Origin of the sequence: Paenibacillus sp. FSL H8-0079 (assembly GCF_037991315.1) — a bacterium.
Lineage (GTDB): Bacteria > Bacillota > Bacilli > Paenibacillales > Paenibacillaceae > Paenibacillus.
This window is the reverse complement of record NZ_CP150300.1, coordinates 6459857-6486041: the sequence shown is the minus strand read 5'-3', so window position 1 is coordinate 6486041 and position 26185 is coordinate 6459857. Positions and strand designations below refer to the sequence as shown.

At 45.9% G+C, this 26185-nt stretch carries 27 protein-coding genes; 20 read left to right on the top strand and 7 right to left on the bottom strand.

The genetic code is table 11. From position 1 onward, the window contains the following. Nucleotides 1–292: 292 nt before the first annotated feature. Complete coding sequence (locus MHI06_RS28885) at nucleotides 293–2983, top strand: DUF4073 domain-containing protein (RefSeq protein ID WP_340399908.1); 2691 nt, start codon at nucleotides 293–295, stop codon at nucleotides 2981–2983. A 203-nt stretch (nucleotides 2984–3186) separates the two neighbouring features. On the opposite strand, the gene MHI06_RS28880 is transcribed toward MHI06_RS28885, so the two are convergent. Continuing rightward, nucleotides 3187–3759: a transcriptional regulator gene (locus tag MHI06_RS28880; RefSeq protein ID WP_340399907.1), complete on the bottom strand. Its 573-nt coding sequence runs from the start codon at nucleotides 3757–3759 to the stop codon at nucleotides 3187–3189. A 198-nt stretch (nucleotides 3760–3957) separates the two neighbouring features. On the opposite strand from MHI06_RS28880, the gene MHI06_RS28875 reads away from it, so the two are divergent. The 9 genes from MHI06_RS28875 (at nucleotide 3958) to MHI06_RS28835 (ending at nucleotide 12554) form a co-directional block, all read left to right on the top strand. Beyond that, the gene (locus tag MHI06_RS28875; RefSeq protein ID WP_340014999.1) at nucleotides 3958–4833 is read left to right on the top strand and encodes a sugar ABC transporter permease; all 876 of its coding nucleotides are present in this window, start codon (nucleotides 3958–3960) and stop codon (nucleotides 4831–4833) included. An 89-nt stretch (nucleotides 4834–4922) separates the two neighbouring features. Next, nucleotides 4923–5738 carry a carbohydrate ABC transporter permease gene (locus tag MHI06_RS28870; protein ID WP_248278243.1) on the top strand — a complete coding sequence of 272 codons (816 nt, stop codon included), beginning with the start codon at nucleotides 4923–4925 and terminating at the stop codon, nucleotides 5736–5738. Between the two features lie 241 nt (nucleotides 5739–5979). Beyond that, nucleotides 5980–7353, top strand: a complete 1374-nt coding sequence (locus MHI06_RS28865; RefSeq protein WP_264931128.1) for an ABC transporter substrate-binding protein — start codon at nucleotides 5980–5982, stop codon at nucleotides 7351–7353. 95 nt (nucleotides 7354–7448) lie between these two features. Further along, the gene (locus tag MHI06_RS28860; protein WP_340399906.1) at nucleotides 7449–8219 is read left to right on the top strand and encodes an HAD family hydrolase; all 771 of its coding nucleotides are present in this window, start codon (nucleotides 7449–7451) and stop codon (nucleotides 8217–8219) included. Further along, nucleotides 8216–8554: a multidrug efflux SMR transporter gene (locus MHI06_RS28855; protein WP_051447260.1), complete on the top strand. Its 339-nt coding sequence runs from the start codon at nucleotides 8216–8218 to the stop codon at nucleotides 8552–8554. The genes MHI06_RS28860 and MHI06_RS28855 overlap by 4 nt, the downstream gene beginning before the upstream one ends. Continuing rightward, nucleotides 8554–9642 carry a metallophosphoesterase family protein gene (locus MHI06_RS28850; protein ID WP_340399905.1) on the top strand — a complete coding sequence of 363 codons (1089 nt, stop codon included), beginning with the start codon at nucleotides 8554–8556 and terminating at the stop codon, nucleotides 9640–9642. Before MHI06_RS28855 ends, MHI06_RS28850 begins: the two co-directional genes overlap by 1 nt. Before the next feature lie 366 nt (nucleotides 9643–10008). Further along, nucleotides 10009–10194 carry a hypothetical protein gene (locus tag MHI06_RS28845; RefSeq protein WP_340399904.1) on the top strand — a complete coding sequence of 62 codons (186 nt, stop codon included), beginning with the start codon at nucleotides 10009–10011 and terminating at the stop codon, nucleotides 10192–10194. Between the two features lie 65 nt (nucleotides 10195–10259). Beyond that, nucleotides 10260–10919 carry a type II CAAX endopeptidase family protein gene (locus tag MHI06_RS28840; protein ID WP_340399903.1) on the top strand — a complete coding sequence of 220 codons (660 nt, stop codon included), beginning with the start codon at nucleotides 10260–10262 and terminating at the stop codon, nucleotides 10917–10919. A gap of 177 nt (nucleotides 10920–11096) precedes the next feature. Further along, the gene (locus MHI06_RS28835) at nucleotides 11097–12554 is read left to right on the top strand and encodes a carboxylesterase/lipase family protein (RefSeq protein WP_340399902.1); all 1458 of its coding nucleotides are present in this window, start codon (nucleotides 11097–11099) and stop codon (nucleotides 12552–12554) included. A 136-nt stretch (nucleotides 12555–12690) separates the two neighbouring features. Here MHI06_RS28835 and MHI06_RS28830 read toward each other — a convergent pair whose 3' ends face one another. Continuing rightward, nucleotides 12691–13842 carry a VanZ family protein gene (locus MHI06_RS28830; protein ID WP_340399901.1) on the bottom strand — a complete coding sequence of 384 codons (1152 nt, stop codon included), beginning with the start codon at nucleotides 13840–13842 and terminating at the stop codon, nucleotides 12691–12693. A gap of 240 nt (nucleotides 13843–14082) precedes the next feature. Here MHI06_RS28830 and MHI06_RS28825 point away from each other — a divergent pair, with 240 nt between their 5' ends. The 5 genes from MHI06_RS28825 to MHI06_RS28805 all read left to right on the top strand — a co-directional run bounded on the left by MHI06_RS28825 (nucleotide 14083) and on the right by MHI06_RS28805 (nucleotide 17352). Further along, a complete protein-coding gene (locus MHI06_RS28825) occupies nucleotides 14083–14424 on the top strand; it encodes a zinc ribbon domain-containing protein YjdM (RefSeq protein WP_062836648.1) in 342 nt (113 codons plus the stop codon). A gap of 148 nt (nucleotides 14425–14572) precedes the next feature. Continuing rightward, nucleotides 14573–15385 (top strand): class I SAM-dependent methyltransferase, encoded by an 813-nt coding sequence (locus tag MHI06_RS28820; protein WP_340399900.1) that lies wholly within the window; start codon nucleotides 14573–14575, stop codon nucleotides 15383–15385. Between the two features lie 110 nt (nucleotides 15386–15495). Beyond that, the gene (locus MHI06_RS28815) at nucleotides 15496–15753 is read left to right on the top strand and encodes a hypothetical protein (protein ID WP_047840923.1); all 258 of its coding nucleotides are present in this window, start codon (nucleotides 15496–15498) and stop codon (nucleotides 15751–15753) included. Next, the gene (locus MHI06_RS28810) at nucleotides 15750–16136 is read left to right on the top strand and encodes a retropepsin-like aspartic protease (protein ID WP_169482265.1); all 387 of its coding nucleotides are present in this window, start codon (nucleotides 15750–15752) and stop codon (nucleotides 16134–16136) included. Before MHI06_RS28815 ends, MHI06_RS28810 begins: the two co-directional genes overlap by 4 nt. A gap of 154 nt (nucleotides 16137–16290) precedes the next feature. Further along, entirely contained in the window at nucleotides 16291–17352 is a 1062-nt protein-coding gene (locus tag MHI06_RS28805) for an LLM class flavin-dependent oxidoreductase (protein WP_340399899.1), read from the top strand. Nucleotides 17353–17482: 130 nt separating this feature from the next. Here MHI06_RS28805 and MHI06_RS28800 read toward each other — a convergent pair whose 3' ends face one another. Beyond that, nucleotides 17483–18148 (bottom strand): TetR/AcrR family transcriptional regulator, encoded by a 666-nt coding sequence (locus tag MHI06_RS28800; protein WP_340399898.1) that lies wholly within the window; start codon nucleotides 18146–18148, stop codon nucleotides 17483–17485. Nucleotides 18149–18398: 250 nt separating this feature from the next. Here MHI06_RS28800 and MHI06_RS28795 point away from each other — a divergent pair, with 250 nt between their 5' ends. Then, nucleotides 18399–19214: an SDR family oxidoreductase gene (locus MHI06_RS28795; RefSeq protein WP_340399897.1), complete on the top strand. Its 816-nt coding sequence runs from the start codon at nucleotides 18399–18401 to the stop codon at nucleotides 19212–19214. A 23-nt stretch (nucleotides 19215–19237) separates the two neighbouring features. On the opposite strand, the gene MHI06_RS28790 is transcribed toward MHI06_RS28795, so the two are convergent. Further along, nucleotides 19238–20545 carry a VWA domain-containing protein gene (locus MHI06_RS28790; RefSeq protein ID WP_340399896.1) on the bottom strand — a complete coding sequence of 436 codons (1308 nt, stop codon included), beginning with the start codon at nucleotides 20543–20545 and terminating at the stop codon, nucleotides 19238–19240. Nucleotides 20546–20649: 104 nt separating this feature from the next. After that, complete coding sequence (locus tag MHI06_RS28785; protein WP_340399895.1) at nucleotides 20650–21114, bottom strand: DUF4385 domain-containing protein; 465 nt, start codon at nucleotides 21112–21114, stop codon at nucleotides 20650–20652. A 95-nt stretch (nucleotides 21115–21209) separates the two neighbouring features. On the opposite strand from MHI06_RS28785, the gene MHI06_RS28780 reads away from it, so the two are divergent. The 4 genes from MHI06_RS28780 to MHI06_RS28765 all read left to right on the top strand — a co-directional run bounded on the left by MHI06_RS28780 (nucleotide 21210) and on the right by MHI06_RS28765 (nucleotide 24669). Beyond that, a complete protein-coding gene (locus MHI06_RS28780; protein WP_340399894.1) occupies nucleotides 21210–21677 on the top strand; it encodes a DUF1877 family protein in 468 nt (155 codons plus the stop codon). 136 nt (nucleotides 21678–21813) lie between these two features. After that, on the top strand, nucleotides 21814–21942 hold the full coding sequence (locus tag MHI06_RS28775; RefSeq protein ID WP_282435674.1) for a hypothetical protein: 129 nt from the start codon (nucleotides 21814–21816) through the stop codon (nucleotides 21940–21942). 259 nt (nucleotides 21943–22201) lie between these two features. After that, nucleotides 22202–23659, top strand: a complete 1458-nt coding sequence (locus MHI06_RS28770) for a copper amine oxidase N-terminal domain-containing protein (protein ID WP_340399893.1) — start codon at nucleotides 22202–22204, stop codon at nucleotides 23657–23659. A gap of 221 nt (nucleotides 23660–23880) precedes the next feature. Further along, entirely contained in the window at nucleotides 23881–24669 is a 789-nt protein-coding gene (locus MHI06_RS28765; RefSeq protein WP_340399892.1) for a glucose 1-dehydrogenase, read from the top strand. 131 nt (nucleotides 24670–24800) lie between these two features. On the opposite strand, the gene MHI06_RS28760 is transcribed toward MHI06_RS28765, so the two are convergent. Both MHI06_RS28760 and MHI06_RS28755 read right to left on the bottom strand, forming a co-directional pair. Continuing rightward, nucleotides 24801–25259, bottom strand: a complete 459-nt coding sequence (locus MHI06_RS28760) for a GNAT family N-acetyltransferase (protein ID WP_248278238.1) — start codon at nucleotides 25257–25259, stop codon at nucleotides 24801–24803. Beyond that, nucleotides 25256–26176 (bottom strand): D-alanine--D-alanine ligase, encoded by a 921-nt coding sequence (locus MHI06_RS28755; RefSeq protein ID WP_340399891.1) that lies wholly within the window; start codon nucleotides 26174–26176, stop codon nucleotides 25256–25258. The genes MHI06_RS28760 and MHI06_RS28755 overlap by 4 nt, the downstream gene beginning before the upstream one ends. Nucleotides 26177–26185: the final 9 nt, after the last annotated feature.

Here is a 26185-nt window from a genome sequence, read left to right as displayed (position 1 = left end):
TATCTATCGGAAATTCAATTTAATTTACGGCAGAGCAGCAGTTGGAAGTAAGTGGACGGCCGATATATTGGGATTTAAGAAATATCTATATAGGTCTTAAATGATATTTTGTACGAAAAATGGCGAAAAAAATTGAGTTTTATTCTATTTTAATTCTTTATTATGGACACTTTTACTTTTATTTGCTCCATTGTTCAGAATCCGTTCAGAGTTGTGTACTACAATAGGCCTATATTTCCAGAGAAAAATATAAACAATCTATTTATTGTCAACACATCTGAGGAGGATAAAAATGAGTAAGATCTGCAAAACGTTTAGTTTATTGGTTGTATCTCTAATGTTAATGCAGGGAGCTGCTGCAACATATGTAAGTGCTGATTCAGACCCTAATTCTGAGACTTCTTCATCAACGACGAGTTCAAGTGAATCGAATTCATCCATCAACACACCGTCGAACTCCAATGAACCAAGTAATAATAGTTCAACAACAACAACATCGCAAGAAACACCATCGGAGCAGGTGAATGAGCCTGTTATCATCCCTCCGCCAATAATACCGATACCACCGTTTCCAACATTTCCAACATTCCCAACATTCCCACCCATGCCTCCATTCCCAACGCTTCCACCGATTCCGACTCCAACAATAACGCCGTTGATGCAGTTGAATCAGGCTGTAGCTGTTAGAGAAGCGGAAACAGTATTATCTATTTTGAAAGATACAGATCTGCTTAATCAGCCTGAAGCGTTTAGTGAGCTAACAGATCAAGAACAAAAGACAGTTGCTGCTACGTTAGTGCAGTTGACTCCGAGATCGGGATCTTACAATGAAGATCAGGTTCAATTTATTGTAGATATAAGTATCAATATCCTTTTGGGGTATCGGTTAGATTACCGTGATATGGCTTCTGCATTAAATAACATTTACGATCAGGTCATTGTAAAAGGTGCTAATCTGTTTTCTGAAGAAGAGTTTGAACAGTTCAAGAGAGCAGCAGATTTTTATCTGAAAGCTAACCAGGCGGATCAGCAGTTAATTGCTTATATTGCGCAGTTTACTTCTGTTGCAATGGACACTGAATCGGCTGTAGGTCTAATGTTTACGCTATCTGAAGAATTCCCTTCTATTAACCAAGCAAAGACAGTGAATGAGATATTAAATAACTTGAATTTATACCAAATGCTTCAAATGCAGTACCAAATACTTTTAGCCAACAATCCAGGGTTAAGTCTTCAGGAATCCCCTCTGAAGCTTGACCAGATAGTAACATTATCAACGAATGCGGAGCAGCAACAACTCGCAGAGTGGATGCTTAGTGAACGACCTGATGGAGGATATGAAAAAATTAAAGATATTCAAAGAGCATTTGACTTGTTCTTTGCTCCCCCAGCGCCTAAAGTGACTGCTGATGATACAGCCAATGTGGTTATCGGTGCAGATGAAACGATGGAATACTCCAAAGATAATGGGGCGACTTGGAATAAATTTAGCGAAACAGATCGATTTGAAGGCAACCAAAAAATTGTGGTTCGTGTAAGAGCCAAAGGCAATACACCGATATGGAAATGGACAACACTTACGTTCACATCAAATACACCAACACCTAACCCGGGTGGAAACACAGGTGGCGGAGGGTCTACGACTACGCCAACGTCTACCCCTGCACCAACCACGAATCAGCAACAGATCGTGGTTGACGTTAATGGAGCTAACGGCACCAATCTGACCAAGACACCAATCACACGCACGACCGAAACCAACGGCACGATCAAAGATTTGGTGAAAATGACCGAAGCGATTGCCAAGGAATCGGTGGAAAAAGCGAAGCAATTGAACATGAACACCGCACGCATTGTCATTCCAGACACCAAAGATGCCGTGTCCGAGACACGTATTGAAGTGCCTAAGGCAGCTGTAAAAGAACTGAATGATGGTTCGCTGAAACTTGAAATCTCTACAGAGAACGTAGTGATTTCCGTTCCGACGAATTCCATCGCCGGATTTGATCAAGACTTGTACTTCCGTGTTGTTCCACTGAAACAGGAATCCCAGCGCCAGGAAGTGGAAGAACGTGCGAAGAAAGAGCAGTTGATTCAACAGATTGCTCCAAACACGAATGTGCGCGTACTGGCTCGTCCCGTTGAGATCGACACAAATATGCAGAGCCGTGAAGTGACACTCACGTTGCCACTTCGTGGTAGTCTGCCAACCGATCCGGCTGCTCGTCAGCAAGCATTGGACAACCTGGCAATCTATATCGAACACAGTGACGGCACAAAAGAGTTGATCCAAGGCAAACTGGTACAACTCGCTGATAACAGCGAAGGTATCGAATTTACTGTAACAAAATTCAGTACGTTCACCCTCGTTGTTGTGGATGGACTGAAAGCTTCACAAGGTACACACCAACCGTACATTCAAGGTTTTGGTGAGGACTTCCGCCCAGATGCATTCGTAACGCGTGCACAAATGGCAGCAATGCTGGCTCGTAATATTCCAACTGAAGGGGCAGCAGGTTCCGCGGATAGCGTGAGCTACAAGGATGTATCTACAACACACTGGGCAACGGGTGAGATTCAAAAAGCTCAATCCGCTGGTTTCATGAACGGCATGAGCAACACCCAATTTGCACCGGAAGGTTCGATCACTCGTGCTCAAATGGCGACGATTGCGTATCGCTGGATGCAGCAGCAACAAGCGATTGCAACAAACGTGAATGGAACTGAAGTTTCCTTCACAGATGTATCCGCAGACCTCTGGGCAGCTGATGCGATTGCTTACGTGCAATCTACTGGGCTGATGGTTGGTTACAACGATGGTACCTTCAAACCGGATAGCAAGTTGACGCGTGCTGAAGCGGTGAAAGTGTTGAATGTACTGTTTAACCGTACACCGTTAACTGGTGCAGCAACAACATCGTTCATCGATGTACCAGCAACACACTGGGCATATGCAGATATCGAAGCTGCAGCACAGAAGTAATATTTTCAAGATGATAAAGGGGTCATTAACGCAGTAGCATATGGAAAAGAGAACCCCTAATAATGGATAGGATATGACAGTATAATAGATAGAATAAAAAAGAGCTGTTCCAAAAGCCATACATTGGCTAGGGACAGCTCCTTTTTGCGTTTAGTGTGACTCAACACACGAATCATAGCGGCGTTATTCCACCATGTAGTGAACTAATCTTTAATGGGTGTCTGCGAAGCATTTTCGTAAAATTTACCGTCCCGCAATTGATCCACGAATCCTTGTAGCCAGACGTAATACTGCTCCGCATGTTGGAGTTTGTGCAGATCACGCAGTGCATCATCTCGATCATCGGAAGAGGTATGTTCCGAAAGGATCATGGCCGACAGGTCAGGGATGACCTCACGAATGCCTTCTAACATGACATCCACTTCCCGCTGGAGCTTGGCCCCGAAGAAATTCTGAAATGTACGATAAAAGTCGGTCTCAGCCAGATACTGATCCTGACGGTCCTTCTTTTCTTCAAGTTTATAGATCATCTGTGACTCTGTAAGCGAACGAACCGCATAGCTCATGTTGCTCTTACTCATATTCATCGAGGTTTTCATCTCTTCAAGTGTCATCGGTCGATCCTCAAAATACATGATGCCGTATAATTTGCCAAACGTATGATTAACTCCATACAGATCCATCGTATTAGCGATGGCCTCAATGACTCTCTCCCTCAGCGCATGCCGATCGGATAACGAAGAATGATTCGGGTTCCCGGCAGTTTCTTTTCCCACAATGTCACCTCTGGTTTATGATAGCGTTCCCACTAGCTGCCTTATATTTTACATGACTTGCTCTAATTTTAACATAACCCGGAATTAGAATTTTCAATACAAGTGTACAATCAATTTTGTACATAAGAAATATAAAGCTGATTATAATCAAAAATTCCCAATCATTAAAGAAAAATTGGACAGTAAGGAGTGGGGGATTTGCGTTTAAAACTATGGAGGGAGTCTGAAGCGGTTCTATTCACGCTGCCAGCTCTAATCCCATTGCTGATCTTCTGGCTGGGACCTCTGGGATATATCGTTTATCTCAGTTTCACCGATTGGGACTTCATGAGCCCGGACAAGTTGTTCGTTGGATTGGACAATTACAGTTATCTGCTGACGAACTCTGAATTCTATCGATCACTGAAAGTCACCTTGTTATTCGGACTGGGGAGTGTAATCCCAACCATTGTGGGCGGATTGGCACTTGCGATGCTCATGAATAGCAAAATCAAATCATCCGGCATCTTCCGGACATTACTCTTCTCACCTTGGGTCACCCCGACAGTTGCGGTGTCCATTGCGTGGTCCTGGATCTTCGAGCCCGAAGTGGGACTTGCTAATCTCATGCTGGGCTGGGCTGGTGTATCTCCGATTGGCTGGTTGCGTGACGCAGACTGGGCATTGGTTGCCGTTCTGATCGTTACCCTTTGGAAGTCAATTGGGTGGGCGATGGTATTTTATCTGGTTGCACTACGAAATCTACCGTCCGATCTACTCGAAGCAGCTTCGATCGATGGGGCAAACGGTTGGGACAAGTTCAGAAGTATCACATTGCCACTGATCTCACCAACGACATTCTTTCTCTCGATTATTCTTACAATCCAGTCCTTGCAAGCCTATGACCAGATTAATGTCATGACGCAGGGCGGACCGGCGGGATCAACGAGAACGTTGCTGTACATGTATTACCAGTCTGCATTCGAATCCTTTAACGTAGGTGAAGCTTCGTCCATCGCCGTTGTGATTATTCTGATCTGCGTGTTGCTCTCGGGAGTATCCTTCCTGCTTGGCAGACGTCTGGTGCACTACTAATGACAATGACATTGCCCAACAAAAAGTCTAAACGGATGAAGCGCAAGGAGTTGCAGAACGTGTCACATACCAATTTTAAAATAAGTAAAATGATCCGCTATCTCCTGTTAGCCGTTATCGCGCTGGGTACAGCCTTTCCCTTCTATTGGATGGTCATTAGCGGATTCAAAACCAATGATGAGATCTGGCAGTTCCCGCCGACCTTCTGGCCGGAGACATTCCTGTGGAGCAACTATGTAGACGCCTGGAATGCGGCACCATTTGCCCGTTACATCCTGAACAGTACCGGGGTAGCATTAGCCATCTGTCTATTTCAGATCGTCAACTCCAGTATGATGGCGTACGCTCTGACACATATGAAATTCCGTCTCAAAGGTGTACTGACATCCCTGATTCTGGTGGGTTATATGATACCGAGTACAGCCGTGTATCTGCCTAGTTACCTGGTGCTTAGCGAACTTAACCTGTTGGATTCCTACACAGGCTTAATTGTATCCAACTGCGTCAGCGTGTTCTCGATCTTCCTGATCCGGCAGGCGTTCATGCAGGTATCTCATGAATTGGTGGAAGCCGGACAACTGGACGGTGCATCTCACTTCCGGATTCTCTGGACGATTATCACGCCGCTTGTTCGCTCAAGCTTCGCCGTGATGGTTCTGATTACGTTCATTGAACAGTACAACAACTATTTCTGGCCTATGCTCATCACCAAAGATCCTGACCTGCAGCTGGTATCGGCTGGTCTGCGCAGCTTCTTTGTAGAAGGTGGGGCATATGGACTGGCTTGGCCACAGATTATGGCTGCGAGTGCCTTCACGATCGCACCACTACTTATTCTCTTCCTGTTCACCCAGAAGACCATCATGCAGAGCGTGAATATCACGGCTGGTGTGAACAAGAACTGATATTAACTACCCTACTATATAAATTGAAATAAACATTTACACAAAACGGAGAGGACAGAAATAATCTGAAGAAGCGAAGCGCTCGCCTTTATCCCCGAATTTCACCTTTATAAAAAGGAATCAAAAAAATCTGGGGATAACAGCGATCGGAAGGTTGTTCTGTCATTGGAGTGGCTAGTGTAAATATTTCTTAGTTCAATTTATGCAAACCAACATTTCACCTAAAACGGGAGGAACGACAATGAATTGGAGTCAGGCAAGCATGACATGGAAAAAGAGATTGAGGTTGAACTGGAAGGGTGGCATGTCGCTGGTACTCGCGACCAGCTTTGCGCTACTGACGGCTTGTGGAACACAAGCACCTGCAGAATCAAGCACGACGGCTGCTGCCAGTGGAACCGAAGCTCAGGCGAAAGATCCGGTGGAGATTGAATTCTGGTATGGTCTGGGTGGTAATCTGGGCGATAACATGAAAAAAACGATTGATGCGTTCAATGCCTCCCAGAACGAAGTCGTTGTGAAGGGAATTGTACAAGCAGATTACACGGAGACGGAACAGAAGCTGCAAGCAGCGATTGCTTCCAAGAAGGTTCCGGCCGCTGTACTGAGTGCTAACATAGACTGGGCGCGCAAAGGATACTATGCACCGATGGATGAGATGATCGCGGCAGACCCGAATTTTAAGAAAGATGATTTCATTCAAACGTTCCTGAACCAAGGGGAAGTGGATGGTAAGCAATACTTCCTACCTATGTATGGAACGACCCAAATCATGTATTACCGCATGGATACGTTAAAAGAGAACGGAATCGATCCAGCGAGTCTGACAACATGGGAAGCGTTGGCTGAAGCAGCAGCGAAGATGAGTAAACAAGAGAATGGCAAGACAACCTTCTCTGGCTGGCAACCGATGTGGGGTAAAGACAACATGATTGATGCCGTATTGGGTAAGGGTGGTCAGATTCTTAGCGACGATGGCAAAACCGTCATGATTGACTCCCCAGAGTGGATCGAGACATGGGACCTGTTCCGTAAATGGATTAACGAAGACAAAATCATGGGTATCGAGTATGGTGGTCAAGGTTGGGAATATTGGTACAAAACAATTGATAATGTGATGAAAAACAAAGCAGCAGGTTACACCGGATCTAGTGGTGACCAAGGTGACTTGGACTTTAGCGTAGTCGCTGCGATGCAACAACCAGGTTGGGAAGGCATTGGTGAAGGTAAACCGGTAGCGAATGCCATTTTGGCAGGTATTCCGGCAGCAGCGAGTCCAGAGCAACAACAAGCTGCTTATAAATGGTTTACGTATTTCTCTGAGACGTCCAACACAGCTTCATGGTCCATGAACACTGGATATATTGCAGTACGTCAATCGGCTCAACAAGATCCAGAGTTCATGAAATTCAGTGAAGAAAATCCACAGATCACCGTACCACTGCAACAAGCAGCTCACGCTTCGGCTCCATTCCAGGATCCAACAGGTGGCAAAATCAACGATGCATTGAAAGATGCAGCTGATAAAGTACAAATCAATAATATGCCTGCTGAACAGGCGCTGAAGGAAGCGAAAGAGAAAGCGCAGAAAGAACTGGATCGTATAACGAAATAAGAAACTTATACAGGCAAGTGAATCAAGCGAAAGGGGCGGTACATGCTGTACCGTCCTTTCCGTTTATACAAGATCGCAGACAAGGAGTTTAACCAATGCAAGATGAGACGTATATGGACGGATTACCGAATCCGATTGAAGCTGTTTTGTTCGATAAGGATGGGACATTACTTGATTTTACGGGCATGTGGGGGTTCTGGACCGATTGTGTGTTGAACGACTTCAGAGACCAGCTAGCTACCCAAGGACTTCGTATTAACACAGATGAACTTCCACAGATCTGGGGAACTTTCCACGATGAACAAGGCCGAATGAATGGGTATGACGTCCGGGGGCCGCTGGCCATGGGCACAATGGATGAAGTGTACGCCGTACTGACGTGGCATGGATATCGTGCGGGTCTCAGCTGGGCGGAAGCCAAGATCATGGTTCGGGAGTGTTTGGCGCAAGCAGAGGAAGAGATGGAGAAACATCGTCCGGCACGTCCGTTACCGGGAGTTCGAGAATTCCTTGAACAGTGCCGTACCGAAGGCGTGGTTATGGGTGTCGTGACGGCAGATGATACACCTAGTGCAGTCAAGCACTTGCAGTGGATGGGGCTGGATTCCTTCTTTGACGTGGTGATTGGCACAGATCTGGTGGAGCGGGGGAAACCTTTTCCCGATATGCTTCTACTTGCTTGTGAACGGTTAGGTGTATCTGTGCAGCATACGGTGGTCATTGGAGATACGGACGGAGACATGGAGATGGCACGAACCGCTGGTGCGGGGTACAGGATTGGGATTGGCGAACCGGGAAAAATCCGCTTGGCGGATAGAACGATTCAATCGTTCCATGAATTGCTGAATGGTGGGTTGAATCGATGACGAACAGTCACGCTTACTTGGGCTGGGTTCTGTTGGCTCTGGCCATCGGACTAGAGTTGAGTGCTACTATTTTGCTAAAAGTATCGGATGGATTCTCACGGTTATGGCCTTCGGTGTTGATGTTTGTTTGTTATGGAGCAAGCTTTACGTTCCTCAACTTTGCAGTGAAGTATATGCCGCTGGCTGTAGCCTATGCGATCTGGTCTGGGGTCGGCATTACGCTCATTGGCGTCGTAGGGCATTACTATTTCGGTGAACGTCTGCGGCTCACGTCGATGGTATGGATCGGTTTTATTCTGATTGGCATTATTGGACTGAAATGGAGTGATTCTTGATGGGAAATAAACATATCTCTGAGCAACCTCTTGCCAGCTTTCAGGTCATTACGGACACACATGTGCGGGATGAGGCAGATCATATTCATAACCGGCATCTGGAGCAAGCGTTAGCCGACATAGCTACGTTCAGTGAGGGTAGTAGCGGAATCATGCATGTGGGCGATGTGACGGATCGAGGGCTGCCGAGCGAATATCGTGAGTTGCAACGTATATGGAAGCAACATGCGAAGAACTTGCCGGACATCCGTTACACGGTAGGGAATCATGATATTGGAGCCGTGGTATGGCAAGATCCGCCGATCATTTTGCTCGAGATGAAAGAGGATGAAGTAGCCAAGTTGTTGGAGCAAGAAGCAGACATGGAGCTAGTCAAAAAACAAACCGCTGCTGAATCAGCTGCACTGATTGAGCAGCTATCCGGCGGAACCTATACGTTGTCTGCTGCACCTTTGGAGCAGGTGGGCCAAGATATCTCAGACGAAGCTGCATCCATTACGGTCGCCGGGTTATGGCAACGTCGATTAAGTGATTTTGAAGGGACAACAGGCATGAGAGGCTCTTACCACGATCATTGGATTGATGGGTATCATTATATTTTCCTGGGCACCGAGCAACCTCATCCGAAGGATTGCGATATGTCGGCTGAACAGTTGGAGTGGCTAGAGTCGAAATTGTCTGAGCGAGCAACGCCGAATCAACCCATCTTTCTCTTCTTGCACCAGCCGCTTATGGATACGGTAGCTGGATCGCTGAAGGAACAGGGATGGTATGGTGTGAATCAGGATGTGGAACTCAAGGCCGTTCTGGCTAAATACCCGCAAGCGATCCTCTTCTCGGGCCATACCCACTGGCAATTGGAGGCACAGCATACGATGTACGATGGTGCAGGCCACATGCCAACCATGTTCAATGCGTCGTCTGTAGGTTATCTATGGACGGATCAGGATGAACATTTGGAAGGCAGTGAAGGGCTTCATGTGGAGATTTATAGGGATCGAGTGGTTGTGAAGGGACGGAACTTTGTTACGAGCAAATGGATCGAGGGTGCTGAGTTTACGGTGCGTTATCCTGTGAAGGGTAGTTAAATAGTGTACCTAGGGTGGTACCTAAAAAAGGCTACCAAAGTAGAACGTATAGTAAGACTCTCAGTAGTTTAGAGAGAAAGAGTCACTCTTATGGGTGGCTCTTTATTGATAATATGGTTCTAATTCCATACAAAACTAGTATTGAAATTAACTTGATGGATTAGAGTGTTTAGATTCTGGTAGAATGTACCTTTGTTATCTGATTCCTGTCATGTTGGATATGAGAGAGTGGTAATATTGAATTTCTTAAAAAAAGAGGAGGCAATTATATTGGGCTTGGAAAAAATCGCAATGAGCTTGAGTATGATCTCGTTTTATTTGTAGGTGAATAAGGACAAACAATTTCATTGAAGGGAGTAACTTTCCATGCAAAAGATCAACTGGACTTCATTTGGAAAATCGATGTTACCTTTGATTATACCCATGCTAGCAATCATTATCTTTTATGCATTTAATGTTTTCATAAAAGGTGCAGTTTTCTTTACAGAAGGATTCTATGGGTTGGGACAAAAGCTAGGAAACTTTCTTGAACATTTTTTTAACGCAGTTTGAGAAGTAGTGCACAACTCCTTTGATAGTCCCCATGAGCACATTACTATAAGAGGTGGAACCTGCTAATGCGGCTAGACAGTGATTATAATTTGAAAGAGATAGCTATAAAAACAGGCTTAATAATTATACTTCCCGCAATTACTTTTATACTTGCATCCTTAATTTTTGGGGGGTTAGGAGTAAAAGATGTAAATGAAGCATTTATAATATTGTTATTTCAATTGATATCCTACACGTGGTTTCTCGCTCTTAACAAAAGGTTCAGAAAATACATACGTGAGTCACTGTATTACAAAATAAATATGAGGACAGCCGCCCTTTATATCATAAGTGGACTCGTATTATTTGGGTTAACCAGTATTTTCATACTAGGTTCGGGGATGGAATCCAACGAGAGTCAGAGAGAAATCTTTAACTTGGGCGCTCTGGACTCAATCATGACTTTTCAAAATATCTTTGTCATTTTAGCCATCTGTATAGGTATTCCCTTCTACGAGGAACTACTGTTTAGAGGGTTAATTTTCTCAACTCTTTCAAACAAATACGGAACATGGCTGTCCTTAGTGATCTCCTCAGTGATTTTCGGTTTGTTGCACGGTGATGTCTTTTTAGCTACTTCCATGTTTGGACTCGTGTTGGGTTATATATTTTATAAAACGAAATCACTGCTGCCAGGGATGTTAATCCATATGATCTGGAACTCATTAAGTGTATTGTTAATGTAAGAATGTAGATAGAAATTGATCGGATTTTGACTATAAAGTTCCACGTGAAACGTAGTGTGAGCACATAAGTCTGGGTAAAGTTGTAAACGAGTGCGCGTACAAACTATACTCAAATAAGTACACATTAACTGATTAATCGCTAGTCTAACCTATTCATGGAGAGGAAGTAGAAGCGGCATGAAAGAACTTCAAGTTGCAACGAAGCACGGCACTGTTCAAGGCGAGCTTTTGCATGGTGCAAGCGTATGGAAGGGTATACCCTATGCTAAACCCCCAGTAGATGAGTTACGTTTCCAGGCTCCGGTTCAACCTGAGTCATGGGAGGGAATAAGACAGGCCACTCAATTTGGACCTGAGAATATACAGCCACGAAACCATCAACCAGAAGGTGTGACAGGAACCCCGAATGAATCAGAAGATAGTCTATATCTGAACATCTGGGCACCTGAGGAAAAGGGGGCTGCACCACTACCGGTTATGGTGTGGATTCATGGTGGTTCCTTTGTAGCCGGCTCCGGAAGTTTCCCTGTATATGATGGTACACAGTTGGCCCTTCGAGGTGACTTAATCGTCGTGACGATCAACTACCGACTTGGACCACTCGGATTCATGCATATGGCACCGCTTGGTGACTCATTTGCAACGAATGTTGGTCTGCTGGATCAGGTGGCGGCGCTGCAATGGGTGAAAGATAACATCTCTGCTTTTGGCGGTGATGCGAACCAAGTCACGGTATTCGGTGAATCGGCGGGCAGCATGAGTATCGCAGCGTTGATGGCTATGCCTGCCTCCAAGGGACTGTTCCAACGTGTCATTATGCAAAGTGGAGCTTCACAGTTCATGCCAGCAGAACAAGCATCTGCTGTGCGCGATGGCATGCTGAAGATTCTTGGCATAGAGCCAGATAATCTCCAGAAGCTAAAGACCATTCCGGCAGAGCAAATCATTGCAGCCGCAGAAACGATCAAACAGCAGAGCGGTGCAGGGATGGCCTTGTTATTCCAGCCTGTACTGGATGGAGTAACTCTGCCTCAGACGCCGCTTCAGGCAGTAATCGAGGGTGCGGCGCAGGATATTCCTGTGCTAATCGGCACAACGTTGCATGAAGGTTCGCTATTCATCCAGCCACATATTCCGTATTCACCAGAGATCGATATGGTACAAGCCGTTGACTTTATGACGCCGGATCTGGAGAATCGGGCAGCTATTGCAGACAGCTATCCCAAAACGGCAGATGGTCAGGCGCAGGTCATGACCGATCTATATTTCTGGCGTTCTTCGGTACAATATGCGGCTGCACAGCAGCAACATGCGCCAGTGTGGATGTATCGTTTCGATTGGGTGATGCCAGAGCATCCGTTGCTTCATAAATCGGTTCACAGCATTGAAATGTACTTTGTCTTCAACACACTGCCTGCATTGAAATATATGAATGCCGAGCCGGACGAGGCCGCAGCAGAACTGGCGCTCAAAGTACAGGATGCTTGGATTTCTTTTGCCAAGAACGGTAAACCAGCCACCGCAGGGTTGGACTGGCCTGCTTATGAGCAGGATCGTGCGACATTGATCTTCAACCATGAGATTGAAGTTGTACATGATCCTGAGGCATCCAAACGTGAGTTACTGGGGCTGTAGTCCGAACGTGCTGTCGCATCCATGCAATGCATAACTAGCTATAAGGCCACAATTATAAAAAAAGTCGACCTCCATTCTTTATCATGGAAGTCGACTTTTCTAATGCCGGGTTACGGATGCACAGCAGACATATTAACTATTTACGAGAGGCCCGCGTGCGGGATACCTCATCGAAGTAGAAGGAACGTTTTCCACGGGAGAACAGGACAATTACGATATGGATGAACAGTATGAAGGAGATCAGCATAGATAGACCAAACATTCCCACAGAGATCCATGCGCGATAAGGCTGAAGCATAACATCCGGATGACCGGAAAACGCATAATCGTTGACCAAGCGAACGATCGTAAATAGTAGCCATGGAACATAGATTGCGACAAATCTCTTGAATAACGATTCACTGGTAGGTGTGCCGGTCTGACGATCCACATAGCGGAATCGCAAGATGGTCGAACCTGGAGTTACCCCATTTCGCACCCAAGGGATGAAGAATAGGACCATGACCATAGAAATGGATGTACTTAGTGCATCACTGATCGCATCAGACGCTGTAAAGATGGAGATCAGATTCGAAAGGAAGACAACAATGACTCCATCGATCATCAGTGCGAGCAATTGAGGCATAGTATACACTCGGTTTTGCTCGACAATCTGTTCGCTCTTTTCCTGAATGCTTGCACGTGATGGGAATAAAGCAAGCAGGATGGGAGCTGTGACAAATCCAAGTACGGTTCCTGACGTATTCAATAACAGATCATCTACATCGAAGAGACGGTAAGGACAATTATAATACCCGTAGAATCCGGTGATTTGTGTGATCTCGAAGAATAAGGAAAGCCCGAATCCGCCAAGCAAGGCATACGTCCAGAACGATCTCTTTTGGAAAAAATAACGGATATATACACCTAGCGGCATGAGAAGTAGGACGTTAAATAGAACTTGCAGAAAGGCTCTGCCCTGAATCATGCTGAGATAGCTGGAAGGCTGAGACCATACAATGGGTGTTTCTTTCATGATGTCTTTGACAAAGGTGAATGGAACCAGGTTGTAGTAGATCGTGTCAGCGGCTTGCTGCGCACAGGTATCTCGCGTAGTCGGAAACGGGAGAATGACAAGGCAGTAGGCAGCCAGAATATAAAAGATAAAGGAAAAGCTGACGCCAAACCGCGACCAACTGAAGAAGCCGTCTTTGCGATATCCATAGATCAACCACGGTACCAGCAAGAACATGGCTGCGACGACAAAGATAAAAAAAGCCGTTTGCACAGGGAAAACATATGAAGACATGAGTAGGCACTCCTTTGGTAGTAAATATAGTAACTCTCATGGAGAAATAGAGATTCATATCATGTATTTATAGCGCGTATCTAATAGTTACATCATAAGTAGTTACCCTTAAAGTGAGGGAGGCATGAACCTTAAATTTGGTTTAAATCCATTCATGCAGTGACCAAGCGTATGGAACATATCGCCGAAATCCCGTATACTTGCGGGAAAGCCAATCGTAGAATGGAGAGTTTAATACATATGTCTAATTTGCCTAACTGCCCGAAATGTAATTCTGAGTACACGTACGAGGATGGTAACCTGCTGGTCTGCCCAGAGTGTGCGCATGAATGGTCTTTGGAAGCAGACAATGAGAACGCAGAGGATACAAAAGTAATCCGTGATGCCAACGGAAATGTGCTAAATGATGGCGATACCGTTACGGTCATTAAAGATCTGAAGGTAAAAGGTAGCTCCCTTGTGGTCAAACAGGGCACCAAGGTGAAGAATATCCGCCTGATTGATGGGGATCATGATATTGATTGCAAGATCGACAGCTTGGGTGCGATGAAGTTGAAGTCTGAGTTTGTGAAAAAGATATAAGATTGAGAAACGTTCCGTTCCGCATCCAATGGGAATTGAACGTTTTTTGTTTGACAGGAAATATTTAGTAGATATATACTGGTTGGAATTTAATTTTTTTGAACATGGATGAGTAGTCTTCATATAAGAAAAGGCAGGTGTCAGAGCGATGAAGAGAGATCACATTATTGAATATTATTCCGGGTTTGATGAGTGGGGGAGACTGGAGCGGGAACCGATTGAGTTCATTATTAACATGCATTACATCAGGGAGCATCTCCCCGCTACTGGTTGTATTCTGGATAATGGCGCAGGACCGGGAAAGTATGCCATGGAACTGGCGAAGCTGGGGTACCAACTCACTTTATCTGATCTGACACCGTCCTCCGTGGATACTGCACGGGAAAAGGCTCAGGAGTTCGGTCTGACACAGCAATTCGATGGATTTCATGTTCTTGATGCCACTTCGCTCTCCGGTATTGCTGACGAGAAATATGATGCATCCCTCATGCTGGGGCCGTTATATCATCTGCAGACTGTCGAGGAGCGTGTGGCTGCTGTAAGAGAGCTGTATCGTGTAACCAAGCCAGGAGGCGTGGTGTTTGTAGCGATGCAAAGCCGAATGCGCATGAGTATCAATTCGCTGCAATCCCCGCAGCATTGGAGTCCGAATGACCATATGGGAGCCATTCGTTCTTTTGTGGAAAAGGGTATATTCGATCATCAGGATCACGGACGATTTACGGGAGCATACTATTTTAATATTCAGGACGTTATGCCCTTCATGGAGCAACATGGATTTGAAACCGTCGATTTGATTGGTTCATCCAGCCTTAGAGCGATGCTTACGGACGAGCAGCAGCAATACTGGAAAGAGCGTGGCGAGTATGAGGAACTCATTCAATATATGATTGAAGCCGCTAAGGACCCTTCCATACTGGGGATCTCATCTCACTTGCTGTACATCGGGAGAAAGAAATAATAGATTTACAGGCAATACTCTAAAAAATGTATTTAATTTAGAATGTCAGCCCATGGAATACTGTTTCCACATGATATAATATCTCTATCTAATGGTCTGGAGGTGTCACTATGCAATGGAAGGAAGTTCAGGAGCGATTCCCTAATGAATGGGTCGTTTTTGAGGCAACCAAGGCGCATTCTAGAGAAGGCCAGCGTTATATTGAAGAGATGGCAGTGATTGATTCATTTGATGATTCTACGAAGGCACTAAAACGTTATGGTGAATTGCATCAGGAAGATCCCAGAAGGGAATACTGCTTTTTTCACACTTCACGTCCAGAAGTTGTGGCAAGAGAACGATATGTTGGTATGAGAGGTCCTCGATGAAAATTTCAGAGATTTATGGTCTACCATTTATAAGCATAAAACTTGAATTTAGAGGAGAAGTACTACTTTTAGAAAAAGTCCTTTTGGATACTGGATCAGCCAGTACATTGTTGAATGCAGATGTAGTTCGGGAAGTAGGAATGGTTCCTGAAGAGAATGATCTCGTTGAGATTATAAGAGGTGTAGGCGGTATAGAGTATGTTTATACCAAGTCACTCGATTCTATAACTGTAGACGGAACAACGATTAATAATTTTCAGATTGAAATAGGAAATATGGATTATGGTTTAGAGATTGACGGAATTTTGGGATTTAATTTTATGAGACAGACTGGTGTTGTAATTAATACCAACCTGATGGAACTAAGTATAGATAAGCCATAATTATAGAAAACAATCATACAAGTGCCCTCTGGAAACAGAGGGTACTTGTATTTTTCATCAAAATAGTTCAATATTAAGATACATAACAAAAGGTGATCTACTTACAATAGGTTAGATGGACAACGGATCGCTTCATACCAGGGAGGAACAGACAATGGAAATCGGAATTAGTACATTTGTGGAGACGAATCCGGATGTAAAAACAGGAGAACTTATCAGTCATGCGCAGCGCATTCGCGATGTCGTTGAAGAGATTGTTTTGGCAGATCAGGTGGGGCTGGATGTATACGGCGTGGGAGAGCATCATCGTGCTGATTATGCGGCTTCATCACCAGCAGTCATTCTGGCGGCCGCAGCTTCGCAGACCAAGAATATTCGCCTGACGAGTGCGGTAACGGTGCTGTCATCGCATGATCCGGTACGGGTATATCAGGATTTTGCGACACTGGACGGCATTTCGAATGGGCGTGCAGAGATTATGGCAGGGCGTGGATCATTTATCGAATCCTTCCCACTGTTTGGCTATGATCTGAACGACTACGATGAGTTATTCGACGAGAAACTGGATTTGCTGCTCAAACTGCGTGATTCGGAAAAAGTAACCTGGGAAGGCAAACATCGCCCTTCCTTTAACAATCTGGGCATCTACCCGCGCCCGGTACAGGAAAAACTTCCGGTGTGGATTGGCAGTGGTGGTAATCAGGAATCCGTCGTTCGTGCAGGATTGCTTGGTTTGCCACTGGTGCTTGCCATTATTGGTGGTCGTCCGGTACAATTCGCACCACTGGTGGAACTGTACAAGAAAGCAGCTGCACATGCGGGACATGATGCTTCCAAGCTGACCGTTGCTTCTCACTCTCACGGCTTCATTGCCGATACAACAGACGAAGCCGTGGAAAAATTCTTCCCGCCAGCGCAAGCGGTCATGAACATACTGGGCCGTGAACGTGGATGGGGCCACTACAGTCGTGCGACATTTGACGCGGCGCGTAGCCTTGAAGGTGCATTGTATGTAGGCGATGTGGATACGGTAGCTCAGAAGATTATCTATCTGCGCAAAGAAGTTGGCATTACCCGCTTCATGTTACACACTCCTCTCGGCACCATGCCGCACAACGAAGTAATGAGAGCGATCGAACTGCTCGGTAAAGAAGTCGCTCCAATCGTACGCAAGGAAATTGCACGTTGGGAAGCCGAGAACCAAGAGACACTTTAATCGACTGAAAGTCGATACGGAACTAGATAGAGTGAACAAAGAAGAAAAGGAGCATGTCCTAGGCGTATTACGCCAATGGAGATGCTCCTTTTTCGTTTATCTTCTAAAAGCTTCTAACACATCACCGATTTCATGTTGATCCATTCACAGATGTACTCACAAGGGAGTGTATAACCATCGACAGCGTATGATCATAGAGGGTTTTGGCAGCTTCTTCGCTCTCAATATGACCTCCCAGGTACAGATGAATAACACCGTGTAAGGGAGCCCAGATCATTCGTACCGCAAGCAGGGGATCTTGCACCTGAATCATTCCCTGTTCAATGGCTATTTCCACCAAGGCAGATACTTGCTTCAGTGCAGTCGCAGTTCCCTGCAAAGTCTCTCCATCTGGCTTGAATTCGGAAAAAGACCCTCCAAACATCAGCTGATAGAAGCTGGATTGAGAAATGCCGAATTCCCAATAGACGTAGGCCAGATCACGGAAATATTGTTCGAACGATGCCTGCCGGGGGATAGCTTCAAAATACTGGGCCATAAGGGAGCATCCCTCTAAATATAAATGTTTGGCTAACCCTTCTTTTTTACCGAAGAGATTATATATGATTTTGGTGGAGCACTCCATGCGTTCAGCTACCCGGCGTACCGTGACAGCTTCTGGTCCATGCTCTTGCAGTAGAGCAGCAGCAGCATGCACAATATTTTGCCGCAGATTATCCGAGTGCTGGAGTCTGGCTTCCTGAAAGGTTGTTACCGTATGTGCAGATTCCGTGGAACCCGAATTAAGATCCTTCATTGATTTCATCCTCGTAACCGTATTGTTGTTGAACAGAAACTACGTTTCCTTTTCTTAAGGTCATTCTACTGTTTTACGCCGGATAACGTCAATTTAATCCGAATGTAGAAAGTAAGCACCATGATCTAAATTCATATGTAACAGATACAATTTGACAGATCCATGGAATCTGGTTACGATGATTCTATACAGAAACGTTGTTTCCTAATGAAAACAAGTGTTCAAACTACGCTTAGAGGATGGATGAGAGATGATAAAGGATCAGCATCAATGGGTACTTATTACAGGTGCTTCTTCAGGTATTGGGGAAATTTTTGCACTCGAAATGGCTTCCAAGGGTAAAAATATCGTGCTGGTGGCCAGAACAGAGTCCAAACTGAATCAATTGGCAGAACGTATAGAACGTACATATCAAGTAAGGGCTGAGGTAATCGTATCGGATCTCTCCGAGGTAGAGGCACCTCAGATCGTATATGAGGAATGTCAGAATCGTGGATTACACATCGATATTTTAATCAACAATGCGGGATTCGCTACTCATGGATTATTTGAAGAACTGGATGGTTCCCGGCAGCAGGAGGAGATTATGTTGAACGTGCTTGCCTTGACGAACATGACGCATCTTTTCTTGCCGGGCATGTTGCAGAAGAAAAATGGTGCTGTCATTAATGTGTCTTCGACGGCTGCCTTTCAACCTGATCCGTATATGGCTGTGTATGGAGCGACGAAGGCATTTGTACTTTCTTTTACAGAGGCATTGTACGAAGAAAACAGAAAGCGTGGTGTCCAGTTCTTAGCGCTATGTCCGGGCTCAACTGAGACTTCGTTCTTTGATGTAGTGGGTGCTGATGAAGCCTCCGTAGGTAAACGTGATACACCTGAGCATGTCGTGGCAGTGGCCATGAGGGCACTGGCGTCAGGCAAACCTTATGCTGTGCCCGGGGCCAGGAATTACTGGACAGCGCAGTTCACTCGCCTCATACCACGCAAGTCCATGTTGCGAATCGTAGGGATTATGCTCGGTCCACGTTCCAAGGGTGGTAAACCAGAAAAAGTACAAGCCTAATTAGTGGTGGTAGGGTGAAAGCTTTAGGCCAAAATGCCTTTGGCCCGAGCTTCCTTTATCCAGTCTGGAAATTCAGTGAGTAGACGATCGTACAATTCTTCATCACTGATCTTGGAGATGTCATCCAAGGCAAAAAAGTCAGCATTATCGATGAAACGTCCAGTCATATCATCAAGATTCTCCAGAATACCGTAATTGGCTTGTCCCAGGCCAACGAATTGCCAGAACAGGTTTTTGGTTGAGCTTTCGGTAATAAGCCGCATAATCTTCCCTTTTTGACTGACTCCGCCATCGCTAAAAAAGATAATATACGTTGGAATCTTCACATTAGGTTCCTCGATTGTGTACTTGCGAATGACATCCTGCATCACAGGAGGTTCGTTATTGGTACCGCCTTTGCTTCCCAGCGTATATGTGCGTTCAATATAATTCTCGAAATCCTTGGCGGTGACGCTAGGTGCACGCAAGAAGTCTTTGGCGAAGAACCATACGTCCAACTCTCCGTTATCATCAAACGCTGATGCAATCGCCAGGATACGCTCGAAGGCTTCTTGCACGATGCCTTTGCGATACAGATGGTACATGGAGCCTGATGCATCAAATACAACGGCAACACGTGCCTGGATAGGTTCAATCTTTTTCTTTTGCAGAGACAGGGTTACTTTACGTTTGAGGAGATCGATCTTGGTCAGGTTAAGTGGCGGAGTATTCGTGTTCGGTTCAGCAACAGGTGCAGAGGCTTCTAGAGAGGCGGCTGCAACTTCAGCTCGTGCCGTGTTAAGAATCTGTTCAGCTTCCGAGGTGTCGTTACTTTCGATCTCAACACCAAATGATTCTGCCAGCGGCTGTAATCCACCAAAGAAACCTCGTCCAATCGCACGAACTTTGAATCCGTCACGATACTTATAGATTTCAATGAGAATAAGTGCTGTTTCCGCAGTGACCTGCGTGATCTCAAAGGTGATCTGCTGGGAACCAGCTGTTACAATCGCCTGACATGCCTGAACATCTGCAAAAGTACCTCCCGCATCCAGAGTAGCCGTGAACACACACTTTTCCACTGGAGCCTGCCGTAATTGATTCGTATCCAGTACAAAAGAGGATTTCAGTTCCTCTGTCTGTTGCAAAAGCACACTTTGATGGGGATCGGCCTTCTGATTATAAAATACAAAATAGTCGTCGGATGGGACTTTTCCCTCTTCGTTCACCATAAAGCAGCTAACATCCAAGGGAGAAGGAGATGATGTACATTGAATGGTTACCTGAAGTTGGGTGGATTCGTTGATACTGATATTCTGGCCTGTGTTTAAGTGGATGAACGAATCTGTCATAATCGGATGCGCCTCTCTTCTCCAATATAATGGTTGAAAATGTACAGTAACAAGATCGATTCTGAGACAAATGTTTCCATAAGTCAATCATATATCCGGTATTCCTACGCCTGCTCTGACTCGTACTTTTCCCGATGCTCTTTCTTCATCTTTACATAGTCCGGATCGGTCTTGGCAATCTCCCATTGCGCTTTAAATATGGCCGCGGCTTCTGCCTTCAACTTGTCATTCTGATAGGGCAAGATCGAGTCATCCTCCTTCGAATATTTGCGTCCTCCTTTGTGATTCGTATACCGTCTGGCCCGTGTATAGCCCATCTGGAGAAATTTGCGAGCCATATCCATACCAACGAAATCTCCTTTTTTCTTATACTCCAAAAATAGCTCATAGATCTTCTCCGATGACTCCGTTGCAATCTCGGGTGTTTTGAACCGCCAGTGTGGCAGAATCTCGCCTTTGTACGGCTCTACCATCAGAACACCCTGCTCGCCCCGGCCTACGGTGTACAGCTCAGGATGTTTGCGCAGATCCAACTCATCATAATTGAGACTGTAATCAAATTTTTTCATGTATACACTCTCCTTGATAGGGATTACCCCGATTCTGATCCAACATGCACGGTTAATGGGGAACAATAGAACGAATTACACAGGAGGGATACCGTATGGGAATGTCCGGCAGATATCTTGTGGTCACGCAGGAGCTCATGGAATCCATCAAGTCTGGCGAGGTTAGTGTGCATGATTGTGCAGTGGATCTGGATATCGATAAAACGTGGCAGATGCTTCAATTTACGTTGAACGGTAATCTTGTACAGGGGGAGCCGCCTCTCGGTTATGTGGTGCCGCTCGCAGGTGAGCAGTACGTGGGAAACTATTCGGACATGGATCTGTTCTTGCTTAGTAACGAGCAAGTGCTGGAGGCCTACATGGCATTGGAGCAGCTCACGCCGGAAGAATTAAAGCAGCGGTATAGTTTGGACCAGATGATCGCTGAAGGCGTCTATCCAGTAATGGAAGATTGGGATGCAGAAGAGACATTTCAGGAGATCGTTCAGACCGTGGATCATATCCAGGCCTTGTTTCAGGCAACGGCTGAAAGTGGAAACGGGATCGTCTTTTATGTTTTCTAAGTGAGTACTGAAATAATGATGGAAAATGGTGGGCCGCCGCTGAGACAGGTTTGAACTGTGCCTATTCGGGTTATTGATAGACACAAGGCTCAGGCCTTGATGACATGACAACCCGGTAGAAGAGAGGGAATGCGATATGACACAGGATCAGAACGAAGAGAACAAAGCGATTCAAGAGGACGAGCCGGATCAATTCGAGACTCCCGTAACTGCGGAAGATGAAGAATCTGATGAGAAATCTGCAGAAGATCAAGAGCAAGAATAACTCCTAGCGTTGCATAATGAAGAAGGATGTTTTATCGAAACTTATGATATGCTGAAATATAGATAGACCAGAGGTCGGACATGTTCCGGCCTTTTGGTTTATTTTTTTGCGTATCCGTTTACAAGAATTACCTGTACCTTCATAATGGGAATGAACCATATTTTTCTAAGGAGGAGATCATATTACGAATCGAAAGTTAGTCCAATGGATGGCAGTGCCACTAGTACTATTAATGGTTATTCTTACAGGATGTCAGGCTGTGGGTGGAGTAGATGTTGGCAAAGCCATGGCTAATGGCGCGAGTATCAAGTCCGGTGAATCCAGACAATCCATGAATATAAACATAGAACCGGCTACGGATTTGGCTACAGAGAAAGACCTTGAAATGATTGAACTTATTAATTCCATATCCTTGGATATTGATCAAGCCAAAATGAAAGATGCGAAGACAGCATCGATCAAAGGTACATTCAGCATGGAGGGAACGAAGCTACCTTTCCACCTGTCCATGAATGAGTCCCAATTGGTCATTGATCTGGACGGAGCCCAGAAACCGCTGTACATATCTCTGGATACGTTCCAAGATGCACAAGCGCTTCCGATGGTAGATACGAAGGCCCTGGAGAAGCAACTCGAGGAGCTTTCCCCGAAACTGTTCTCTTTTGTCCTGAAGCACCTGTCCAATCCGAAGAATATTTCCGTGACTCCGGTACAGGAATCTGTGAATGGCGAAGCGCTTAGCCTCTCCAAGCTGCATCTGGAAGTGAGTGGTGAAGAGATGCTTGCCATGGTTAAACCGTTCCTGACGAGTATTTCGAAGGATGAGCAAGGACTGAAAGATCTGATTGGAGATCTGTACGATGTGTTCTACCCTGTACTTGAAGCCGTGAATGAGGTTGAAGGTGGGGGAGACGAAACGCTGAATTCCATCGTTCCTGAATCGAAAGATGAGGCTGTGGCTTCACTATATGCCATGATCAAAGTTGGACTGGACAGTATGCTGGTCAATTATGATCAGGAGCTTAACAACCTGTTGAATGAGGACCCTGATTTGAAAACGCTGTTTGGCACAGAAACCAAACTGAAATTGGACTTCTATCTCGACAGCAAGCTGGATATCCGCAAACAGAACTTTGAGCTTAAAGTGGCAATACCTGCTTCCGACGAACTACCGTTGAAATCCGTAACCGTAAGCGGAGACAGTGAACAGTGGAATATTGGTGGTACGGTTGCAGTCGATGAAGTGGATGTATCCGGCGGCGTTATGGATCTGATGAAGGATGATATTACGCCTGGACAGATGCTGCGCAATTTTGATTCCAATTCACTGGCATACCAATTGCTGAAAGATGAAGCTGGAATCACGAGTAAAAGTGTAGTGCTCTTCCCGGATGATGAATACGCCGGGGCGATCACCGTTAAGAATACAACATTTGTTCCGCTTCGCTACGTGTCTGAAGAATTGGATGCTGAAGTGAAATGGACCAAAGGCTCGAACCAAATCGTTGTCATTGACGACATTACTGGTGATGAGATTGTCCTGACCGTAGGTTCCAAGAAGGCGACGGTTGCTGGTAAAGAAGTGACCATGGTGGAATCCGCTTATGTAGGCAAGGACGGCAAGACATATGTACCGCTGCGCTTTGTGGCTGAATCCCTTGGGGCTACTGTAGATAAAGAACAAGAAACCGGCTGGATTTACATTGACCGTCCTTAAGTTCTTATGACTTAAAAATAACGAAATGCATGGGGAGTGCCTCTATTGGAGGTGCTCCTCTTTGTTGTGTCATCCCAGGTCACACGAATGGCAGGACGAATATAGAAGCATACTAATCCGGTTGAGATGTTGGGGGTAACAGATCCCCGTCTGATAGAGCAAATGAAGAAACGGGTACTTAGTATGGAGGATGTCAAAAACAAGCATAGGGAGGTCTAGGAATGATGACTGAACGATTTGCAGGTAAAGTAGTCCTGATTACAGGCGGTGGATCCGGTCTCGGCCGGTCGGCAGCTGTGGAAGTTGCACGTGAAGGGGCCAAGCTTGCCCTGGTGGACGTGAACATGAAGGCGCTGGAAGAGACCAAGCGTGTGATCTCGGAAGAGGTACAGCATGCCGAGTTTCTGTTAATCGAAGGTGACGTATCGGACGAAGAAGCTGTGAAGAAGTATGTTAGTGATACGGTCAATGAATTTGGGCGTATCGATGCATTTTTCAACAATGCAGGCATTGAAGGCAAGCAAAATCTGATCGAGAACTACGAGACGGAGATGTTTAATAAAGTCATCGACATCAACCTGAAGGGTGTGTTTTTCGGGTTGAAGCACGTTCTGCCTGTGATGAAGAAACAGGGCGAAGGCTACATCGTGAATGCGTCCTCTGTTGGTGGGATTCGCGCCGTGCCAAACCTGGTTGCCTACGGAGCGAGCAAACATGCCGTAGCCGGCATGACCAAAGATGCGGCGATTGAATACGCCGAGCACGGGATCAGTGTGAATGCAATCGCACCCGGAGCCATTCTGACAGACATGGTTATCGGTTCGTTCAAACAGATCAATCCGAATGATTGGGAATCAGCATCCAAAGAGTTCGTGAAGGACAACCCGGCGAAGCGCTTGGGTGAACCGAAGGAAGTAGGGCGTCTCGTTGCCTTCCTGCTGTCTGGCGAAGCCCCCTTTATCAATGGAGCCATTATTCCGATTGATGGTGCGCAGTCAGCCAAATATTGATCCCATAGTCATCAAACAGCATATCGATGCAGCATAAATATATACTGAAGAACGCCCTTAACTGGCCAATGTGCTGAGTGGGGCGTTCTTTTTGGTGTGATATTCAGGATTCAGTGTAACTTATCCGCAGGTTAAGTGTGCTGTAGAATCTGAGGCTTTTTGCTAAACCCGGTACTCCCGGCCGTAAAGCCCATCTGGCGGTAGAATTCATGTGCGGCTTCACGTTCCGGGCGATTGCCACTGTTCAGAGAAAGGGAGTCCACATCATGCGTGGCGGCCCATTGCTCGGCTTCCAGAATAAGCTGACGGCCGATGCCTGAGCCCCTGAACTGGTCATGCACAACCAATGCCATGATACGGCAGTGTCTTCCGTTCTTTTCATACAGATAAGACGTCTGTAATCCAATCAGTCCAACGACGCGTCCGCGTGCTTCAGCCACCAGTGTAGTGAAGTTTGGGTCCGCAGAGATATGGGCATAGCGCTCCTCCATCTCCGCGTATGTGGTTGGGTAACCGAGTTGATCCATCAGAATGACCATATCTTGCAGATCGGTAGTGGAGCTATGTCGAATCGTCACATCCAGGCTCATAATGTTGTATCCTCCTTGGGTCTTTCCTTCAACGAAAGTTCAATAATGGTATCCAGTAGCTCTGCAAAAGAAATGCCTGCAGCAGCTGCACTTTTGGGCAGCAGACTGTTACGGGTAAGTCCCGGCAGCGTGTTCACTTCAAGCACATAAGGCATGCCTTCACGAATCATCATATCCACGCGCGCGTAGACGCTGCATTTAAGCACCTGATAGCAGGCCAATGCCGCAGCTTCCACGCGATGGTGAAGGTCCACTGGCAATTGCACAACCTCCTCATCGGCTCCGTGGTCATCGTATTTGGAAGAATAATCGAAAAACTCAGCGTTCGAACGAATGGAGATCACCGGTAGCATCTTTCCATCCAGAATGGCACAAGTGATCTCTTCACCTTCGATATACTGTTCGATCATGACCGTGTCATCCCAGGCGAGGGCAGCCTCCACAGCAGCGGGTAAAGTGGTAGCCTCCTTCACTACTTGGGTGCCGATGCTGGAACCGCCTGAATTCGGTTTGACCACCACAGGGTATGTTAATTGTTGAACAGCATTAGAGGACAGTTCCTCCATGTGGCTCACCCGCAGCCACTCTCCGGTAAGCACACCCGCATGCTGAATGAGTTGTTTGGACATGTCTTTATCCATGCATACACTGCTTGCAAGCACGCCACAGCCTGTGTAGGGAATGCCCAAGGATTCCAGTGTGCCCTGAACGGTACCGTCTTCGCCGTATTTGCCATGCAGGGCAAGCAGTGCCACATCGATCCCGGCCGATTTGTCGATCAGATCCCGCTTGGTATTCAGCTCAATGGGCACTACCTCGTATTTGTCTCTATTCAGATTCGCAATCATCTCCTGTCCGGTGAGCAGGGAAATATCCCGCTCTGAAGATGTACCGCCCATAATCACGCCAACCTTCATGTGAAATCC

Bases quoted from the DNA above. Each gene is read 5' to 3' on its own strand.
- MHI06_RS28885 (WP_340399908.1), top strand. From the start codon at position 293: ATGAGTAAGATCTGCAAAACGTTTAGTTTATTGGTTGTATCTCTAATG.
- MHI06_RS28870 (WP_248278243.1), top strand. From the start codon at position 4,923: ATGATCCGCTATCTCCTGTTAGCCGTTATCGCGCTGGGTACAGCCTTT.
- MHI06_RS28865 (WP_264931128.1), top strand. From the start codon at position 5,980: ATGAATTGGAGTCAGGCAAGCATGACATGGAAAAAGAGATTGAGGTTG.
- MHI06_RS28860 (WP_340399906.1), top strand. From the start codon at position 7,449: ATGCAAGATGAGACGTATATGGACGGATTACCGAATCCGATTGAAGCT.
- MHI06_RS28855 (WP_051447260.1), top strand. From the start codon at position 8,216: ATGACGAACAGTCACGCTTACTTGGGCTGGGTTCTGTTGGCTCTGGCC.
- MHI06_RS28850 (WP_340399905.1), top strand. From the start codon at position 8,554: ATGGGAAATAAACATATCTCTGAGCAACCTCTTGCCAGCTTTCAGGTC.
- MHI06_RS28845 (WP_340399904.1), top strand. From the start codon at position 10,009: ATGCAAAAGATCAACTGGACTTCATTTGGAAAATCGATGTTACCTTTG.
- MHI06_RS28840 (WP_340399903.1), top strand. From the start codon at position 10,260: ATGCGGCTAGACAGTGATTATAATTTGAAAGAGATAGCTATAAAAACA.
- MHI06_RS28835 (WP_340399902.1), top strand. From the start codon at position 11,097: ATGAAAGAACTTCAAGTTGCAACGAAGCACGGCACTGTTCAAGGCGAG.
- MHI06_RS28830 (WP_340399901.1), bottom strand. From the start codon at position 13,842: ATGTCTTCATATGTTTTCCCTGTGCAAACGGCTTTTTTTATCTTTGTC.
- MHI06_RS28825 (WP_062836648.1), top strand. From the start codon at position 14,083: ATGTCTAATTTGCCTAACTGCCCGAAATGTAATTCTGAGTACACGTAC.
- MHI06_RS28820 (WP_340399900.1), top strand. From the start codon at position 14,573: ATGAAGAGAGATCACATTATTGAATATTATTCCGGGTTTGATGAGTGG.
- MHI06_RS28815 (WP_047840923.1), top strand. From the start codon at position 15,496: ATGCAATGGAAGGAAGTTCAGGAGCGATTCCCTAATGAATGGGTCGTT.
- MHI06_RS28810 (WP_169482265.1), top strand. From the start codon at position 15,750: ATGAAAATTTCAGAGATTTATGGTCTACCATTTATAAGCATAAAACTT.
- MHI06_RS28805 (WP_340399899.1), top strand. From the start codon at position 16,291: ATGGAAATCGGAATTAGTACATTTGTGGAGACGAATCCGGATGTAAAA.
- MHI06_RS28800 (WP_340399898.1), bottom strand. From the start codon at position 18,148: ATGAAGGATCTTAATTCGGGTTCCACGGAATCTGCACATACGGTAACA.
- MHI06_RS28795 (WP_340399897.1), top strand. From the start codon at position 18,399: ATGATAAAGGATCAGCATCAATGGGTACTTATTACAGGTGCTTCTTCA.
- MHI06_RS28790 (WP_340399896.1), bottom strand. From the start codon at position 20,545: ATGACAGATTCGTTCATCCACTTAAACACAGGCCAGAATATCAGTATC.
- MHI06_RS28785 (WP_340399895.1), bottom strand. From the start codon at position 21,114: ATGAAAAAATTTGATTACAGTCTCAATTATGATGAGTTGGATCTGCGC.
- MHI06_RS28780 (WP_340399894.1), top strand. From the start codon at position 21,210: ATGGGAATGTCCGGCAGATATCTTGTGGTCACGCAGGAGCTCATGGAA.
- MHI06_RS28775 (WP_282435674.1), top strand. From the start codon at position 21,814: ATGACACAGGATCAGAACGAAGAGAACAAAGCGATTCAAGAGGACGAG.
- MHI06_RS28765 (WP_340399892.1), top strand. From the start codon at position 23,881: ATGATGACTGAACGATTTGCAGGTAAAGTAGTCCTGATTACAGGCGGT.
- MHI06_RS28760 (WP_248278238.1), bottom strand. From the start codon at position 25,259: ATGAGCCTGGATGTGACGATTCGACATAGCTCCACTACCGATCTGCAA.
- MHI06_RS28755 (WP_340399891.1), bottom strand. From the start codon at position 26,176: ATGAAGGTTGGCGTGATTATGGGCGGTACATCTTCAGAGCGGGATATT.